Origin of the sequence: Candidatus Methylacidithermus pantelleriae, assembly GCF_905250085.1 — a bacterium.
Taxonomy (GTDB): Bacteria; Verrucomicrobiota; Verrucomicrobiia; order Methylacidiphilales; family Methylacidiphilaceae; genus Methylacidithermus; species Methylacidithermus pantelleriae.
Window position 1 is genome coordinate 41,172 of record NZ_CAJNOB010000012.1, and the last position, 16,489, is coordinate 57,660.

The 16,489-nt window shown below is 55.4% G+C and carries 11 protein-coding genes; 9 read left to right on the top strand and 2 right to left on the bottom strand.

What is annotated here, in order from left to right; genetic code table 11:
- The first annotated feature begins 5 nt into the window (after positions 1-5).
- Entirely contained in the window at positions 6-1,391 is a 1,386-nt protein-coding gene (locus tag KK925_RS04300) for a sensor histidine kinase (protein ID WP_174581914.1), read from the top strand.
- A gap of 44 nt (positions 1,392-1,435) precedes the next feature.
- Here KK925_RS04300 and glmS read toward each other — a convergent pair whose 3' ends face one another.
- Positions 1,436-3,286, bottom strand: coding sequence for a glutamine--fructose-6-phosphate transaminase (isomerizing) (gene glmS / locus KK925_RS04305; RefSeq protein WP_174581915.1), 1,851 nt, complete (start codon positions 3,284-3,286; stop codon positions 1,436-1,438).
- A gap of 44 nt (positions 3,287-3,330) precedes the next feature.
- Between glmS and KK925_RS04310 the strand changes: the two genes are divergently transcribed.
- The 6 genes from KK925_RS04310 (at position 3,331) to KK925_RS04335 (ending at position 12,275) form a co-directional block, all read left to right on the top strand.
- Positions 3,331-4,635, top strand: a complete 1,305-nt coding sequence (locus KK925_RS04310) for a glucose-1-phosphate adenylyltransferase (protein ID WP_174581916.1) — start codon at positions 3,331-3,333, stop codon at positions 4,633-4,635.
- Between the two features lie 237 nt (positions 4,636-4,872).
- Positions 4,873-5,826, top strand: a complete 954-nt coding sequence (gene amrB / locus KK925_RS04315; RefSeq protein ID WP_174581917.1) for an AmmeMemoRadiSam system protein B — start codon at positions 4,873-4,875, stop codon at positions 5,824-5,826.
- 80 nt (positions 5,827-5,906) lie between these two features.
- Positions 5,907-7,250 (top strand): glutamate--tRNA ligase, encoded by a 1,344-nt coding sequence (gene gltX / locus KK925_RS04320; protein WP_174581918.1) that lies wholly within the window; start codon positions 5,907-5,909, stop codon positions 7,248-7,250.
- Positions 7,247-7,879 carry a CDP-alcohol phosphatidyltransferase family protein gene (locus KK925_RS04325; RefSeq protein WP_174581919.1) on the top strand — a complete coding sequence of 211 codons (633 nt, stop codon included), beginning with the start codon at positions 7,247-7,249 and terminating at the stop codon, positions 7,877-7,879. The genes gltX and KK925_RS04325 overlap by 4 nt, the downstream gene beginning before the upstream one ends.
- 20 nt (positions 7,880-7,899) lie before the next feature.
- Positions 7,900-9,213, top strand: a complete 1,314-nt coding sequence (gene der / locus KK925_RS04330; RefSeq protein WP_174581920.1) for a ribosome biogenesis GTPase Der — start codon at positions 7,900-7,902, stop codon at positions 9,211-9,213.
- Positions 9,214-9,620: 407 nt separating this feature from the next.
- Positions 9,621-12,275, top strand: coding sequence for a bifunctional YncE family protein/alkaline phosphatase family protein (locus KK925_RS04335; protein ID WP_214096289.1), 2,655 nt, complete (start codon positions 9,621-9,623; stop codon positions 12,273-12,275).
- Positions 12,276-12,992: 717 nt separating this feature from the next.
- Here the strand turns inward: KK925_RS04335 and KK925_RS04340 are convergent.
- The gene (locus KK925_RS04340; protein WP_214096290.1) at positions 12,993-13,877 is read right to left on the bottom strand and encodes a LysR family transcriptional regulator; all 885 of its coding nucleotides are present in this window, start codon (positions 13,875-13,877) and stop codon (positions 12,993-12,995) included.
- Between KK925_RS04340 and KK925_RS04345 the strand changes: the two genes are divergently transcribed.
- Both KK925_RS04345 and KK925_RS04350 read left to right on the top strand, forming a co-directional pair.
- Positions 13,878-15,182 (top strand): CmpA/NrtA family ABC transporter substrate-binding protein, encoded by a 1,305-nt coding sequence (locus tag KK925_RS04345; protein WP_214096291.1) that lies wholly within the window; start codon positions 13,878-13,880, stop codon positions 15,180-15,182.
- Positions 15,179-16,489, top strand: coding sequence for a CmpA/NrtA family ABC transporter substrate-binding protein (locus KK925_RS04350; protein ID WP_174581923.1), 1,311 nt, complete (start codon positions 15,179-15,181; stop codon positions 16,487-16,489). The genes KK925_RS04345 and KK925_RS04350 overlap by 4 nt, the downstream gene beginning before the upstream one ends.

Here is a 16,489-nt window from a genome sequence, read left to right on the forward strand (position 1 = left end):
GGACTATGACTTGCTGCTGGATCGGTCTTGGCTTCGGCTTTTGTCTGGGTGCTTTTTGTAGCTGGGTTGTTGCCCAAAAGAAGTGGAGGCGCGAGCTTGCGCGTCTCCTAGAACTTGCTAGTTCCATCGCACGCGGGCAGCCCGCCGGACCCTTTGCCCTGCTGGGGGATCCTGCCCTTCAGAAAGTTGCCCTTCAGCTAGAAACCATCTTCCGCTTCCAGCAGGAACTGGCTCGTAGCGAAGCGCGCAAGCAAGAGGGCCTTCGAACGATTCTCGAGACCATGACCGAAGGGGTTCTCGTCGTCAATAGCCATGGCACCGTCGAGCTAGCCAATCGTGCTTTTGTCCAGCACTTCCGCCTTTCCCAAAACCCAACGGGCCGGACTCTTCTTGAAATTTTGCCCGTTCCCGAAATCGCTACTTTGCTTAGGGAAACGCTCCAAACAGGCCATCCGTTATCTCGGGAAGTGCAACTGGAACGGGCTTTCGACCCGAGGATCTCGGCCTTTTTTGTCGTCAATGCGGCACCGCTGGTCCGCAAGGAAGCCTGCGCTGAGGAGGCGGTCCTTGTCTTCCATGATGTTACGCGACAAAAGGAATGGGAAACTGCCCGGCGAGAACTTTTAGCTAACATTTCTCATGAACTTCGAACTCCTCTCTCGGTGCTGACCGGCTACCTTGAAACCCTAATGGAACGACCCGGGCTTCCTTCCTCCCAGCGGAAAAAGGTTCTCCAAATCATGCAGCGCCACTGCCAAAGATTGACCGTACTGGTCAATGATCTCCTTACGCTTTGGAGCGCGGAGTCCAGAAAATTGCGCCTTGAGCTAGAGGAAATCGAGCTGGCTTCCTTTCTTTCCCAGAGTGTTTCCGATTGCGGGCAAAAGATCGAAGCGAAAGAGTTGGGGATCCGCTGGGAATTGGAACCCCAACTCCCTACCCTGTGGGCCGACCGGTTCCGACTCGAGCAAGTTCTCTACAACCTCTTGGACAACGCCATTAAATATTCTCCTCCCAAAGGAGAGGTTGTGATCGGGGCCCGTCGCTGCCCCGAAGGGGTCGAAATCTTTGTGGCGGATCAGGGACCGGGAATCCCGCCGGAACATCTCCCACGGATCTTCGAGCGTTTCTACCGGGTGGAGCCTTCCCGCAACCGGGAGCTCGGCGGGACAGGTCTGGGACTAGCCATTGTGAAACACCTAGTTGCCCTTCACGGAGGCCGGGTCTGGGCAGAAAGCCAGGTGGGGCAGGGTACAACGATCCGGATGCTCCTCCCCCTTTGCCCGACTTGCAAACACGAACCCTCACCCGAGCCTCCAGACTCTCAACCCCCCGCCGAACCACCGACAGAGAAGGCCTCCTTCCTTTCGGCCGAGGCTTCCAACCCATAGCGGGAAACCCCGTGGGCGAAACCATGAGGCACCGGCCTAACTTTCTACTCCACCGTCACGCTTTTGGCCAGATTCCGGGGCTTGTCCACATCCCTTCCCAAAGCAACCGCAATGTAGTAGGCCAAAAGTTGCAGCGGGACCACCGTCAAGATCGGCAAAAGGAATTCCGGGGCTTCAGGAACGTAAATCACGTCATCAGCCAGCTTGGCGATCTGCGTGTCCCCCTCGGTAGCAATCGCGATGACGGAACCCCGACGAGCTTTGATTTCTTGAAGATTGCTCAGGTTTTTCTCATACACTCCGTCCCGGGGGCAGAGGAAGACTGTGGGCGTATTCTCATCAACCAGGGCCAGGATCCCATGCTTGAGTTCGGCCGCCGGGTGTCCCTCCGCTTGAATGTAGGTAATTTCCTTCATTTTTAGGGCACCCTCCAGCGCTACCCCGAGCTGGTACTGCCGACCCAAGAAGAGAAACCCTCGGACTTCTTTGTAACGCTGAGCCATCTCCTGAATAAGCCCTGCCTTTTGCAAGATCTCATCAACCTGATCGGGAAGCCGTTCGATAGCCTCCAGGATCGCCCTTCCCTGGCCCACCGACAAATAGCGAAGTCTGCCCAAAAGGAGCGCCAAGAGCACAAAGATCAAGATCTGCGAAACAAACGACTTTGTGGCGGCAACGCCGATTTCGGGCCCGGCATGCATGTAGACTCCCCCATCGGTTTCACGGGCCACGCTGGAACCTACCCGGTTGCAAATTCCTAAAACGCGCAGTCCCCTCCGCTTGGCCTCCCGGATCGCCGCTAGCGTGTCAGCGGTCTCTCCCGACTGACTGACGGCAATGAGTATGGCCTTTTCGTCGATCGGCGCGTTGCGATACCGGAACTCGCTGGCATAATCCACCTCGACCGGAATATGTGCGAGCGATTCCAAGAGGTATTCCCCGACAATTCCGGCGTGCCGGGCGGTCCCACAGCCGACAATGAGGATTCTCCGGATGGCCAAAAGCTCATGAGGGCTCATATGCAACCCGCCAAGCTTCGCTGTTCCCTCCTCCGGATCGAGTCGGCCTCGAAAGGCATTTCGAATGGCTTGGGGCTGCTCAAAAATTTCCTTAAGCATATAGTGGGGATAATCTCCCAGCTCAGCGCTGGCCTCGGAAAGTTCCAGTTCGCTAAGCTCAAATCCCACGCTGTCCCGCAAGAGCGAACTAATGTGAAAACTGTGGCGGCCGATGGTCACGATATCCCCATCGTTCAAGTAGACGACTTTTTGCGCTCCCACGCAGACGGCGGTGACATCGCTACTAAGGAAATATTCCCCCAGACCAATGCCGAGAATGAGCGGGCTGCCGCGGCGGGCGCCAATCAATAGATCGGGATGGTCGGCGTGGATCACCGCAATACCGTAGGTACCGATCACCTCCTTAAGAGCGGCGCGGACCGCATTTTCCAACCGGTCCGGGTCTCCCTCGGGAAGCTGGTCATAGTAGTGACCGATGAGATGGGCGAGGATTTCTGTATCCGTCTCGCTCTGAAAGCTATGGCCTAAATCCAGTAGTTTTTGGCGCAAATTCTGGTAATTTTCGATGACCCCGTTATGCACCAAGGCCAATCGACCCGACTGGTCGCAATGGGGATGAGCGTTGGCGTCACTGGGAATCCCATGGGTTGCCCACCGCGTGTGGCTGATGCCCAAGGTCCCTGTCAGCGGGCAAGAGCCCAAGACCCGCTCCAGCTCGCTAATGCGACCCTTGCGTTTGACCACGTGGAGTCTTCCCCGCCGGTCGACCACGGCAATGCCGCTGGAGTCATAACCCCGGTATTCCAGGCGTCGCAGTCCATGGAGCAGAAGCGGTTGAGCCTCCTTTTCCCCGAGATAGGCAACAATTCCGCACATCTCCCAAGCTTATAAGCGTTATTATAACTGAACGTCAACGAGCGATGAAACGCCCAGGATGGTCCTTCTTTCCCGAAGAGGTGATTGCCGTCATCCTTGGGGGCGGAGCCGGTACCCGGCTCTTTCCTTTAACAAGGGACCGGGCGAAACCGGCGGTTCCCCTGGCGAGCAAGTACCGCTTGGTGGACATCCCGATTAGTCTTTGTATCCATGCAGGACTAAGGCGGATTTTTGTCCTTACGCAATTCAATAGTTCCTCTCTCCATCGCCATATCCAGCAGACGTACCGTTTCGACGATTATAGCCGGGGGTTCGTCCAAATCATGGCGGCCCAGCAGACGCCGCGCGGCGCTTCCTGGTACCAGGGAACCGCCGATGCAGTGCGACAAAACCTCATCCATTTTGACAATCATCCTCATCAGTGGGTCTTAATCCTAGCAGGAGATCAGCTCTATCGGATGGACTTTCGAGTGCTGCTTGAAGAGCACGTGACCAAGGGCGCCGACGTGACTGTGGCCGTCAACCCAGTAGGACCAGAGCGCGCCAATAGCCTAGGAATTATGGAGATCAACGAGGAACTACGGATCACCCGTTTTGTCGAAAAGCCGAAGGACCCCAAGGAACTTCTGCAGCTCGAGCTTTCGCCTTACTTGCGCTCTGTGCTCCAGCTACCGGGAGAGGAGCCCTGCTACCTTGCTTCCATGGGAATCTATGTTTTTAACCGGAAAGTCCTGGGCCAGGCCCTCCAGGGAATTGAATCGGACTTTGGGAGCCACATTATCCCCTCCCTCATTCGGACCCACCGGGTATTTGCCTTCCTGCACCGCGGTTACTGGGAGGATATTGGAACCATCGGCGCATTCTACAAAGCCCACATGGAGCTCTGCCAATCCCAGCCCCCCTTTGACTTTTTTGATGCCACCTACCCCATCTATACGCACTGCCGACATTTGCCTTCCTCCACCATCACGTGCGCACGCATGGAACACACTCTGGTGGCGGAAGGATGCCGGATTGGGGACGCTTCCCTCGAGCGGAGTGTCATCGGAATCCGTTCCGTCATTGGATCTGGCGCCCGCATTACCAGTTCCATTCTTATGGGCAACGATTTTTTTGAATCGGATGCGGAAGCCCTGGCAGCCGAAGGACGAGGAATCCCACGACTTGGGATCGGGCGGAACAGTCGGATTGAACGAGCGATTATCGATAAAAATGCCCGGATTGGGGACAATGTCGTGATTTCCCCCGAGGGCAAGCATCCTCATATGGATGGAGACGGCTTCTACGTTCGAGATGGGATTGTGGTCATCCCAAGAAACGCTGTGATCCACCACAACCGGGTCATTTGATCAACTTTTTGGGCAAGAGGCCTCTAACGAAGGGATTTCCCAAAGAAAAGGCGTTTATCGCTGGCTTGGCCAACCAGGGTGTGTCTGCCTCCACGGAATACCCGCACCTTTCCCAAATACGCAGTCAACCCTCCTTGCCCAAGAGGGAGGGTTTGCGGGAGCGGGTTTGACGAAAGGGCGGGTCTTGTGTTTTGTAACTTTTCCGAGTCCCTACGGGATTTTTCGGACCGAAGAGCGATGCAAAGAGATTGCTCCCACCGGCAGCTCGATGTCGTTGTAGCCCGTTCCTGCGGCATTTGTTATCCCAACGACCCCTCTGCCTGCCTCGACTATCTCCGAAACTACCTTGGCGAGGAGCCATGGCCCAGAACCAGTGGAAACCATGGAACGCGAAAGGTCCTTGGGATTCTCGCTCCCCACATTGACCTTCGAGTCAGTCAAAGGGCCTATCGGGAGGCGTACCGGTGGCTGTGGCAATCGGACCCTGCCGATCTTTACATCATCCTGGGCGTCGGCCATCGAGCACGCCTGGAATGGAGCCTGGACCTGCGAGATTACCTGACTCCTCTGGGCAGGGTCCAGGCAGATCGGGAAATGGCCCGAAAACTTCTTTCCGTACTCGACGTTCCCCTGTTGGAACCCAAGGCCCACGAGGAAGAACACTCCATTGAATTTCCCCTGGTTCTTCTACAAGCAGCTCGATTCTGGAGAGGCGTAGGAAAGCCTTTCCGATTTCTACCCATTCTGTGTAGCGGGCTTTTTAGTGCCGTTGCCCAAGGCAGCCCACCGGAGGAACGAAACCCCATGTACCGCCTTGCTGCGCAGCTCCAAAAACTTCTGCAGGAGGTACCGTTTTCCGTCCAACTCGTCGTCTCTATCGACGGGTGTCACGTCGGGCCTCGCTTCGGTCACCCCTTTGTCGTAACCCCCTCCGTGCGGGCAGAGATCCAACGCTGGGAAGAAACTCTTTGGGAAACAGTGCGACGCGTGGATGCACCTGAATTTTTTGCCCATCTTGGACGCAACGGAAACGCTTGCTACTTTGATGGGGTGGGGGCTTTAGCCCTGGTGATGGAAATTTTCGGCAAGGAAGCAGAGTTTATCCGGACGTATTACGAACAATGGTTTGAGCCACGGGATCAATCCCTGGTAACTTTTTCAAGCGGGGTGTGGCTGGATCCCAAAAACTAGCTAACCGTAACGCCTGGAAATAGAACGCGTTTTCTGGGGAATCCAGAACGAAAAAAAGCACGTTCGCTCCGGGAAAAAATATGGCAACTTCATCAAAGGTACGCGTTCGGTTCGCTCCTTCGCCGACGGGCTTTCTTCACATTGGCGGCGCTCGAACGGCTCTCTTTAACTGGCTTTACGCGCGCCATACAGGGGGGTCTTTCGTTTTGCGCATCGAGGATACCGACCCATCCCGTAACACCCCGCAGGCCCTTGAAAAGCTCCTGGAGGGTTTGGAATGGCTCGGGCTTGACTGGGATGAGGGTCCTCGACGGGACGGAAGCTCGGTGGGGGATTACGGGCCATATTTTCAGAGTCAACGGTATCAGCTCTACCAGGAGTGTCTGGAGCGACTCCTTTCCGGCGGCCACGCCTATGAAGAAAACGGGGCGATCAAGTTTCGGATGCCTCGTCAACCCATGATTGTGGAGGACCGGGTGTGTGGGAGGATTTTTTTTGAACCACAGCCTGACCCCGACTTCGTCATCCGACGACAGGATGGATCCTTTGTTTTCCATCTGGTCAACGTCGTCGATGACCTCCTCATGGACATCTCCCATGTAATCCGAGGGGAGGATCACCTATCCAATACTCCCAAGCATCTGGCCCTTTTTGCAGCCCTCGGGGCCACCCCTCCCGTCTACGCTCATCTCCCCCTAATTCTTAACGAGGACGGGTCCAAAATGAGTAAGCGAGACGTGGGAGCTTCACTCGAGTATTACATCGAAGAGGGATACCTTCCGGAAGCTCTCCGCAATTATCTTTGCCTTCTTGGGTGGTCCCTAGGGGAAAATCGGGAGATTTTTCCGATCGAAGAGGCCATTGCGCGATTCGATCTTACCCGGATCCACCGAGCGAACGCACGACTGGACCGCAAAAAGCTCTACTGGATGAATGGCGAATACATGCGCGCAAGCTCAGTCGAAAAGCTTTTACCTCACGCCAGCCAGTGGCTGGAAAAAAGGAAGCTTATTGGGCCGCAGACCGATCGTCATTACCTCGCCAGCGTTGTCAGTCTTATCAAGGACAAGGTTAAAACTGGCAACGAACTCTGCGATTGGGCCATTCCCTTTTTCGTCGAAGATTTTCCCTTCGACGAGACCGCCGTAAAGACCATCCTTACACCAACCGGGCTGGAGATGCTCCGGCGGCTTCTTCCGGAACTACAGCGGGTAGGCGATTTTTCTAGCCAAGCGCTGGAAGCGCATTTTCGGAGTCTGGCCACACAATGGGGGACAAAACTTGCCGCTCTGGTCCATCCGGTGCGTGTCGCCGTTACGGGTCGCTCCGTCGGACCCAGTCTTTTCCCCATGCTCGAGGTGTTGGGACGCGATCGAGTGACCCAGCGTATCCGGCGCGCACTTGAACAATTGAGCCCCGCATGACCCTTGCCAGCTGGTTTACCGTGGGCCGGCTCATCCTGGTCCCGGTCATTGTTTCCCTTTTGTGGCTTTATGGCCAGAGTTTGGCCGAGGGCAAACCCGAGGAACACTTTCGATGGAGCTCCTTTGCCTTGTTTCTTTTCGCCGCCGTCACCGACGCTCTCGACGGGTTATTGGCCCGGCGCCTGCGCCAGGAAAGTCCTCTGGGCAAGATACTGGATCCGGTAGCTGATAAACTCCTCATTCAAGCTACGTTGCTAGCGCTTGCCCTTGTGGGACGGCCCAACGCTCGTTTAGTACCCGATTGGTTCGCCTACCTCATGGTGGCGCGGGATCTTTGTCTTCTTTGGGGTGGTTTTCTCCTCTGGAAAGTTCTCCCTACGTTTGAAATCCGGCCCCATTGGACCGGCAAAATCGCTACCTTTTTGACTTTGCTGGTCATCGGAGCAGCTTTCTTGGGCATTAGGGGATTGGATTTGCTTTGTGGTTTGGCTTCCCTTTTCGCCGTAAGCTCCTTAGGAGTGTACAGCCGCTATGGGATCCGTTCCTGGATCCGAGCATCTTATCTAGACCCATGCCAGCTACCCTCCCAAGATCGCCGCAAAAAGACACCCCAAAAGTCCCCACCGTAGTAATTGTGGGAAGGCCCAACGTGGGGAAATCACTCCTTTTTAACCGGCTGGTCGGGAAGGGAATCTCACTGGTACACCCGGAACCCGGGGTCACACGCGACAGGTTAGTCGCTTTTTGCCGGTGGCAAGCCTCTGCCTGGCTCAAGCTGGTGGATACCGGTGGCTGGGAACCGGGTCCCCAAGCAGGTATTCTTTCGCTCGTACGAGCCCAGGTGGAAGAAGAAATTGCCCAAGCCGATCTGCTCCTCCTGGTCGTGGATGCCCGCACGGGCGTCACTCCTCTCGATCAGGAACTCGCTCAATGGCTGCGAAAAACTAACCGTCCCATCCTTTTGACGGTCAACAAGGTCGATGCTCCCAGTCTCGAACTGGAAACCGTCGAGTTTTCTCTCCTCGGCCTTGGCGAGCCGGTGGCCGTCTCGGCAGCCCATGGGCTAGGAATCCAGGAGCTTAAGGAGCGCATTTTGCAAAAGCTCCCTCAACACCCCGTCGAGGCCGGACCTGTGGGCAAGAGTGGGCTTCGACTTGCGTTTGTAGGAAAACCCAACGTGGGCAAATCCTCCCTGGTCAACGCGATTTTAGGAGAAAATCGCTTGATCGTTACCGAGCTGCCGGGGACCACCCGCGACGCCGTGGACATCCCCTTCCAATGGAAAGGAGTAGAGTATCTTTTGATCGACACGGCGGGATTAAAACCTCGCCGCAAGCTGGCTTCCGAATTGGAAGCAAAAGTAAGTGGACGATCCGTTCATGCCATCAACCGGAGCCAGATCGTCATCCTCGTTCTCGACGCCCTTACGGGGGTTACCGAACAGGACAAAAAGATTGGCGGGCTTATCCGAAAGGCTCTCCGTCCCTGCTTAATTGCCGTAAACAAATGGGATCTCGCCCGGGAAGCTGGCCAAGCTTCCCCCAAGGAAGAAGAGGCCTACCGGGAGGCAGTCTACCGGGAACTTTTCTTTTTGCGATTCTGCCCAGTCGTTTTCGTTAGCGCTCGGACCGGAGAAGGTATCCAGGCAATGTTTTCCCTTCTCGAACAAATCCAGATGTATCGAACCCAACACCTCCCGGAGGAAGAGCTTAAACAAAGGCTTGGGGAGGCAATCGAGCGCTACCCTCCTCCAGGCAGAGGGAAAAAAGGAAAACCTAGGATCCTTTCGCTACGGTACCGGAGCGGGACACCTAGCGATCAGGAAGTCCCTACGATTGTTTGTACAGTCTCCGAGCCGCAATGTTTTACCCAATCTTACGTCCAGTTTCTCGAGCATCATTTGCGCTCGGTTTTTCCCCTAACCGGGTGTCCCATCCGTTGGCGGTGGGAAAAAAAGCCGTAAACGCAAACTTTTCCCGCAAGCGGTACTGTTTCCATGGGAGGCTTTCCCTTGCGCCCCTAGTGTGCCAGCACAGCCCTGCCTGAGCTTCCCTTTTTGGTTGTTTCTCACCTTTGAGATAGAACTCTAGTATTCGTAAGATAGATACATTCATGGTGATTTCCTTTGAAACACAAACAAAGAGCCAAAAGGAGAAGCCAACTCACCGATCCAACCGGCTTGGCCGGAAAGAATGCCTTACGCTTCTTTTTTCCTGCCTTTGTTGGCCTATGTTTGGGGGCTATCCGGCGATCAAACTGCTTGCTCATAGCCCCAAGGACCGCAAGTTTCTCCCAACCGGGGTCTGGGTTAGCCCCTTGGCCACACCGGGCTCCATTTGCTTGCCCTTGGTTGAGGAGCCCGGTGGCCAAGTGAGCTCGTTCCAAGTCGGCCAACCAGCCATCGCAACGGTAAGTCCAAACGGGCAGCTTCTGCTGGTGGTAACTAGTGGCTACAATCTATTCAACTTGGGGGAAGTAAAAGCGTCCCACCTGAAGAAAGATGAGTACGTTTTTCTGTTTCAACTGAGTGATCCCAATCATCCTACAAAACTTGGTGTCTGGACAATCCCCAATAGTTTTTACGGAGCCTGCTGGCATCCAAGGGGTAACGAGTTCTACGTCTCTGGCGGAAAGGATGACTGCATCTGGGTCTTTCGAAAGGAGGATGGAGGCTGGAACCGCAAGAGGTCCATTTCCCTCGGTCACAAGCACGGAAATGGTCCCGGGATTACGCCAGTGGTGGCGGGTGTGGGAATAAGTCCGAAGGGTGACCTTCTTTTGGCGGCTAATCTAGCGAATGATTCGGTCACCGTGATCGATTTGCAGCAATACAAACCGGTAGCCGAACTCGATCTTCGGCCGGGGGCGGGGGTTGCCGGAGGTGAGTATCCTTTCTGGGTAACGTTTATCGGTCCAGAAAAAGCCTATGTATCGAGTCTCCGCGATCGCGAGGTCATAGCCATTGGGTTTTTGAAAGGAAAACCTATCGTTTCTTCGCGGATCCCGGTAGCCGGCCAGCCGAATCGCCTCCTGGCCTCCCACACTGGCAAAAGGCTCTACGTGATCGAGGACAATTCCGATCGTATTTCGGTCTTGGACACGGCAAACGAACGGTGGATTGAATCGATTCCGATCCCAGGAGACTGGAATCGATTCTCTGGGCTGCCCCGGAGAACCCGCCGGGCCGCAAACTTCCTGCCAGGCTCAAACCCGAACGCTGCCGCCCTTTCCCCGGACGGAGGGTGCCTGTACGTCAGCTGCGGTGCCATAAACGCTGTGGCCATGGTGCAGCTAGGCGCAGCCTCCCAGGACCCAGACAAATCGACTGCGGCGCAAGAGCGGTCACGCAGCACTCGAGAGGGTTCTTGCTCCCAGCCGAGCAAGGTCGTAGCACTGCTCCCCACAGGCTGGTATCCAAGCTCCGTCGACATTGCGGCGGACGGTCGCACCTTGTTTGTCACCGACATGAAGACAGACCCAGGACCCAATCCGAACGCTTGCCAGCCTTCCACCCGTCCTGAAGGAAAATTGGCCCCATGTCGCCTGGCCAACGAGTATGTTTGGCAATTAACCAAAGGGGATCTTTTGATTCTACCAATCCCTCGCGAAAAGGAGCTGCATCGGCTTACTTCAGTGGTATTGCAGAATAATCGAGTCAAGCCGACCGGTTCTTTTTCCCTGAAGCTTGCGAAATTTCTTCGCGACCATATCCACCACATCGTTTACGTAATAAAGGAAAATCGCACCTACGACCAAGTGCTCGGAGACCTGGAAAAAGGGGATGGGGACCCTCGGCTCACCCTCTTTCCCGAGCCGTTGACACCCAATCATCACGAGTTGGCACGAACGTTTGTTACTTTGGATCGCTTTTTTTGTAGTGGAGAGGTGAGCGGGAACGGATGGAACTGGAGCACCGCTGGTCGGGCGACCGATTTTACGGAAAAAACGGTACCCGTTGCCTATGCTGGAAGGGGCCTTTCAAGCGACTGGGAAGGAGAAAACCGCAACGTTAACGTTGGTTGGGCCTCAGTGGAGGAAAGAAAGAAGGCCTTCCCAGGCTATCCAGACGATCCAGACCTCCTTCCAGGAACGCGAGATGTAGCAGCCCCGGATGGTCCTGGAGGCCAAGAGGGAGCCGGTTACCTATGGGACGCAGCGCTCAGGGCAAAAAAGACGGTGCGAAACTATGGGTTTTTTGTCGATCTCTCCCGCTACTGGCTTCCGCCTTCTCATCCTGGCTTTATTCCTATCACTCCGGAACCCTTCCGACAAAAAATCGTCCAGGCTTACCCTACCAAACGGGCTCTCATCCCCCACACGGATCCCTACTTTCGGGGCTTCGATATGCGAAATGCCGATTTTTGGCTCTACCAAGAATGGGAGAGAGAATTTGACGCGTACGTGCACAACGGCCATTTTCCCCATCTTTCCCTGGTCCGATTCCCTCATGATCACTTCGGCGCTTTCAAAGACGCGCGGTTCGGAGTTAACACGGTCGAGACTCAAATGGCCGATAATGATTACGCGCTGGGCCTTCTTGTGGAAAAAATCGCCCACAGCCCCCACGCCAAGGACACCCTCGTTTTTGTGATCGAGGACGATGCACAGGACGGACCGGACCACGTGCACAGTCACCGAAGCCTAGCCCTTGTCGCCGGTCCCTATGTCCGCCAAGGAGCGGTGATCTCGACCCCATACACGACCGTCGATCTTTTGCGAACCCTTTTTGACATTCTGGGGCTTGAGCCCAGTTGCCAAGAGCTGGCCTTCGCCCGCTTTATGGGAGACATTTTCGATCCCAACCAGAAGGAATGGACCTACACAGCCCGGATACCCGACGTTTTACGTTCGACCGAGCTTCCTCTTCCATTAAGCCAGAAGGCCTCTCAAAAAGTAGCGGCATCCCGACAACACAACGCCGACTACTGGGAAAAGCTTATGCAGGGAGAAAATTTCACCCAGGAAGACCGGCTTGATCCCCTGCGGTTTAATGAGGCTCTGTGGAGAGGAATGAGAGGAGAGTAAGCCCCCTGGCTTGACTGGGCCGTCCGGAGCACTCGCAACAAGCGCTGCGCAACTCTTTTTCCAAAGAGGGTCGCGAAAGTCTACTTGGCCCCAATAGCGCCAGGACCCAGTTTCAAGCAAGCTTCTTCGAAGGGCATACCTCATAAAGTAGCTTTTTTGGAGAGCTTCGACATATCGAGGCTTCCAAACCCAGCCGGACATGCAAATAGAGACCCCGTGTGGGTGTTTAAGGAGCAGCTTTTTTGTTGTATCTCACGAGAAGCATTTTTTCTTTCTTCAAAGAGGCTTCTTCCCAAATCCAGTGCGAAAGCTCTTTTTCTCTTTTCCGTTCCGTCCTCTTTCCGCCAAAAAGCTCCCAACAAGCAACTTTTTCGACTCTGACCCACTGACCGGTGGAAAGACCTCTAAGCGGTATACGACATACGTTATAAGAAAGACAATGGGTTATCGCTCAACGCGCATTCCTAGCAAAGAATCGCTGTGTGGCCTCCGCTTCCTCCACGGCCACGAATGGACAACACTCAGTGGCGAAGCCAGAAGAAATCGAGCTGGAGGCTCCCGGTCGAGCCAGCTCCGACCATAACCCCTCACGTTCTCTCTTTAGTGCGAAACCGCTTCCCTTGAGCGTAAAAAAGAGGCGCCTCCATCGTTCTCCCTCTCAAGGGAAAAATCGCAGCCGGCTGGCAAGCTCAAAGGGCGCACGCTGCCTTGTCTTTTTTAACCCTGGACAAGCCCTTGGCCGACCGAGCGGCAAAGACCCAGGAAAGTCTCTTCCGCCAATGAGAGGGAGCGATTGCGGCGGTGGAGAATACCCCATTGTCGCTCCAACACCTCACCCGGAAACGGGAGTTGAATCAAGGTTCCTTTAACAAATTCTTGCCGGACAAGCCAATCGGGCAACACCCCGATTCCCAACCCCACCTTCACCATTTCTTTGATGGCTTCCATGTTGCCCAGCTCAATAAACGAGCGCAGTCGAACCCGGTGACGCTCAAAGTAAGCCTGGATGATCCTAAAGGTAACACTGGATTTGTTATACAAAAGGTAACGCAACCCGGAAAGTTCCTCGGGGGCAAGGGTCGCGCGATGAGCCAGAGGGTGATGGGAACTTGCAACGAACACGAGCCGATCTTGATAGAGCGGGTGGAACACAAGGTCGACCTCCCGAAACGGGCAGACCCCCAAAACCAGATCCACCCGCTTCTCTTCCAGTAGTTCGATCCCCTTGGGCGTGTCTGCGGACTCTACGGAGATCATGCATTCCGGGAAACTTTCTTTAAACTCCCGAAAGACAGCGGGGAGAATGTACTGGCAAGCAGTGGTGCTGGCCGCAATCCGCAGCCGCTTGCCCCCCCAACCTTCCTCGTCGGAAACCTCGGCGCGCGCTTGCCCCATCTCGTTCAAAATGGAGCGGGCCCGAACAAGGAGCCGCTCGCCGGCAGCAGTTAATACGACTTTCCTTCCGCTGCGCTCCAAGAGTCGGCAACCCAGTTCACTCTCCAAGGCCTGAATCGCCCGCGTGACCGAGGATTGACTTAACCGGAGTCGTTTTCCGGCACCCGTAAAGCTCCCCACCGACTGGACTGCCACAAAGATCTGCAAGTGGCGGCTGTCCAGAACCGGTTCGTTTTCCCAGTCGATCTTTTTGCGCGGGTCCTGTCTGAACCGGTTGGTTATCACCTTGCCTACGCCTTCGAAGAGGGAAGTCCCGTAAGCAATTTCAAGACCAACGTGCCCTATGCTCTGGAAGCATTTGTCCGATTCTTTCCATTCTCCGCTTGGAGAGATCGTTCCGAGCGATGGCACAGCCGTTGCTTGAAAAGCAAAGAGATGTCAGCGACTCGTCCCCTTCGGAAAAGACGCTCTTCGGGAACCATTCGACTGGGTTACGTGCCATTATGCGATTGCGCTCCGCTGGTGGCTGCCGAACAGCTGGGTCTTTTTTCTCACTGTGGACTAGAGGTCGTTCTGGTCCGAGAAGCCGGCTGGGCCACCGTTTTGGATAAAATTGTCTTTGGCGAGCTGGAAGCAGCACACGCTGTCGTGGGACTCCCTTTTGCCAGCGCTCTCGGGCTAAGAACAATCCCCAAACCGTGCTTGGTCCCCCTTATACTTAGCCTTCACGGCAATGCCATTACTCTAGCCCGTCACTGGTGGGACAGGGGAATTTGCGATGGTTTTAGCCTGCGGCAGGCAGTCGTCTCAGAAAATCGCAGGCTTACCTTTGGCGTGGTTTCTCTTTTTTCGTCACACCACTTTCTTTTGCGCCAATGGATCTGGAGCGTGGGGATCCCGCTCCAGCTGGTGCGTATTTGCGTCGTCCCACCCCCTCAGATGCCCGACCATTTGGCTGCTGGACACCTGGATGGATTTTGCGCGGGCGAGCCATGGAACTCGGTGGCCGTTCAAAGGGGTGCCGGATGGTGTCCGATCACTTCGGGCGAACTGGCGCCCCTGCATCCTGAGAAACTTCTGGTCGTGTCGCAACCATGGGCCGAGCATAACCGCGAAGAATGTCTCCGGCTGGTCGCAGCTCTTATCTCAGCCTGCCAGTGGTGTGACGAGCCGGAAAATCGGGAAAAGCTGGTCAGCTGGCTAAGTTCGCCTCGTTACCTCCACCTTCCGGAGGAGATGGTCCGACCCAGCCTCGTGGGGCCCTTTTCTCCTGCGCCCGGCAAGACGCGGGCCTTGCCGGATTTTCTCGTCTTTCATCGCTTTGACACGAACCGGCCTACCCGGACCAAAGCTCTTTGGGTCTGGGAGAAACTGCAATCCTGTCTTCATTTCGAATTGCCGGTTTCGGAACCTCCATGGCAACCGATCGAGCTGTTTTCGGAGGAAATGTACCTCGAAGCATTGGAGCTCGGCTTCTCGATGCTGAGTTGTTCAGAAACGATCCCACGATGAATACCTCCGGAAATCCCCCATCGAACCCTCCTCCTACCAATGGCCCTGCGTTTACCCGGAGGGAATTTGTCATTCGGGCAGCAAGACTTTGTGGCATCTCGGCTCTTGTGGCTTCCCTGGGGGAAAAGTGGGCAGGAGGCGCTTATGCCCAAGAGGCGCCTGAGCTGTCGAAGGTGCGAGTGGGCTTTATTGCGCTCACTGACTGTGCTCCCCTGGTTGTAGCCCATGAGAAAGGTTGGTTTCGCAAGCATGGGATCGAGGTGACCTTGTGCAAAGGAGCCAGCTGGGCAGCCATTCGCGACAGTCTCTCCAACGGGGACCTCCACGCAACCCACATGCTTTTTGGCATGCCCATAGCCTCGACGATCGGCCTTTTAGGATCCCCCCAAAAACCCATGATCATTCCCTGGGTGTTAAATCGCAACGGCCAGTCGATCAGCCTGGCCGTCTCCTTTAAAGGAAAGGTCCGGGCTGACCCAAACGAGCTTCGCCCATTTATCCTAGAGGCCCGAAATAAGGGCAAACCCCTTACCTTTGCCATGACCTTCCCCTCAGGCACCCACGCTATGTGGCTGAGATATTGGCTTGGGGCAGGAGGAATTCATCCCGACCGGGATATTGGCCTTATCACCATTCCCCCGCCTCAGATGGTGGCCAATATGAAAGTAGGCAAAATGGAGGGGTTTTGTGTAGGAGAACCTTGGAATGCCCGTGCCATTGCCGAGGGGATAGGCTTTACGGCGATCAATAGCCAGGATATCTGGAGGGATCACCCGGAAAAGGTCCTGGCCTGCACGGAAGAGTTTGCCGAGCGGTATCCGCGAACACTCATAGCACTCCTGCGCGCAATCTGCGAAGCAAGCCTCTGGCTTGACGAGCGGCCAGAAAACCGCCGGCAAGCTGTTGGCTGGCTAACCCAAGCCGCCTACGTAAACTGTAGTCCAGAACTCATCCTTTCTCGATTCCTAGGTCATTATGATTTCGGCGATGGGCGTTACCAAGAGGATCCTTACTACATGATCTTTTTCAAGCGCGGATGTAATTATCCGCAACGCAAATACGCCGTCTGGTTTCTTTCGCAATACCGCCGCTGGGGCATGCTCCCTGACCCACCCGATTACCAGGCAATCGCGTCGAAAGTTGTTCGTCCCGAGTTCTACGGGGCGGCCCTCAAGTCCCTCGGCCTACCCATTGCCCAAGAGAACAAAGATCCGGAGAGATTGTTTGATGGTCACGTCTTTGACCCCAGAGACCCAGAGGCCTACGCATTGAGTTTTCCCATTCGAACCCTTAGAGGAGCCACGTGA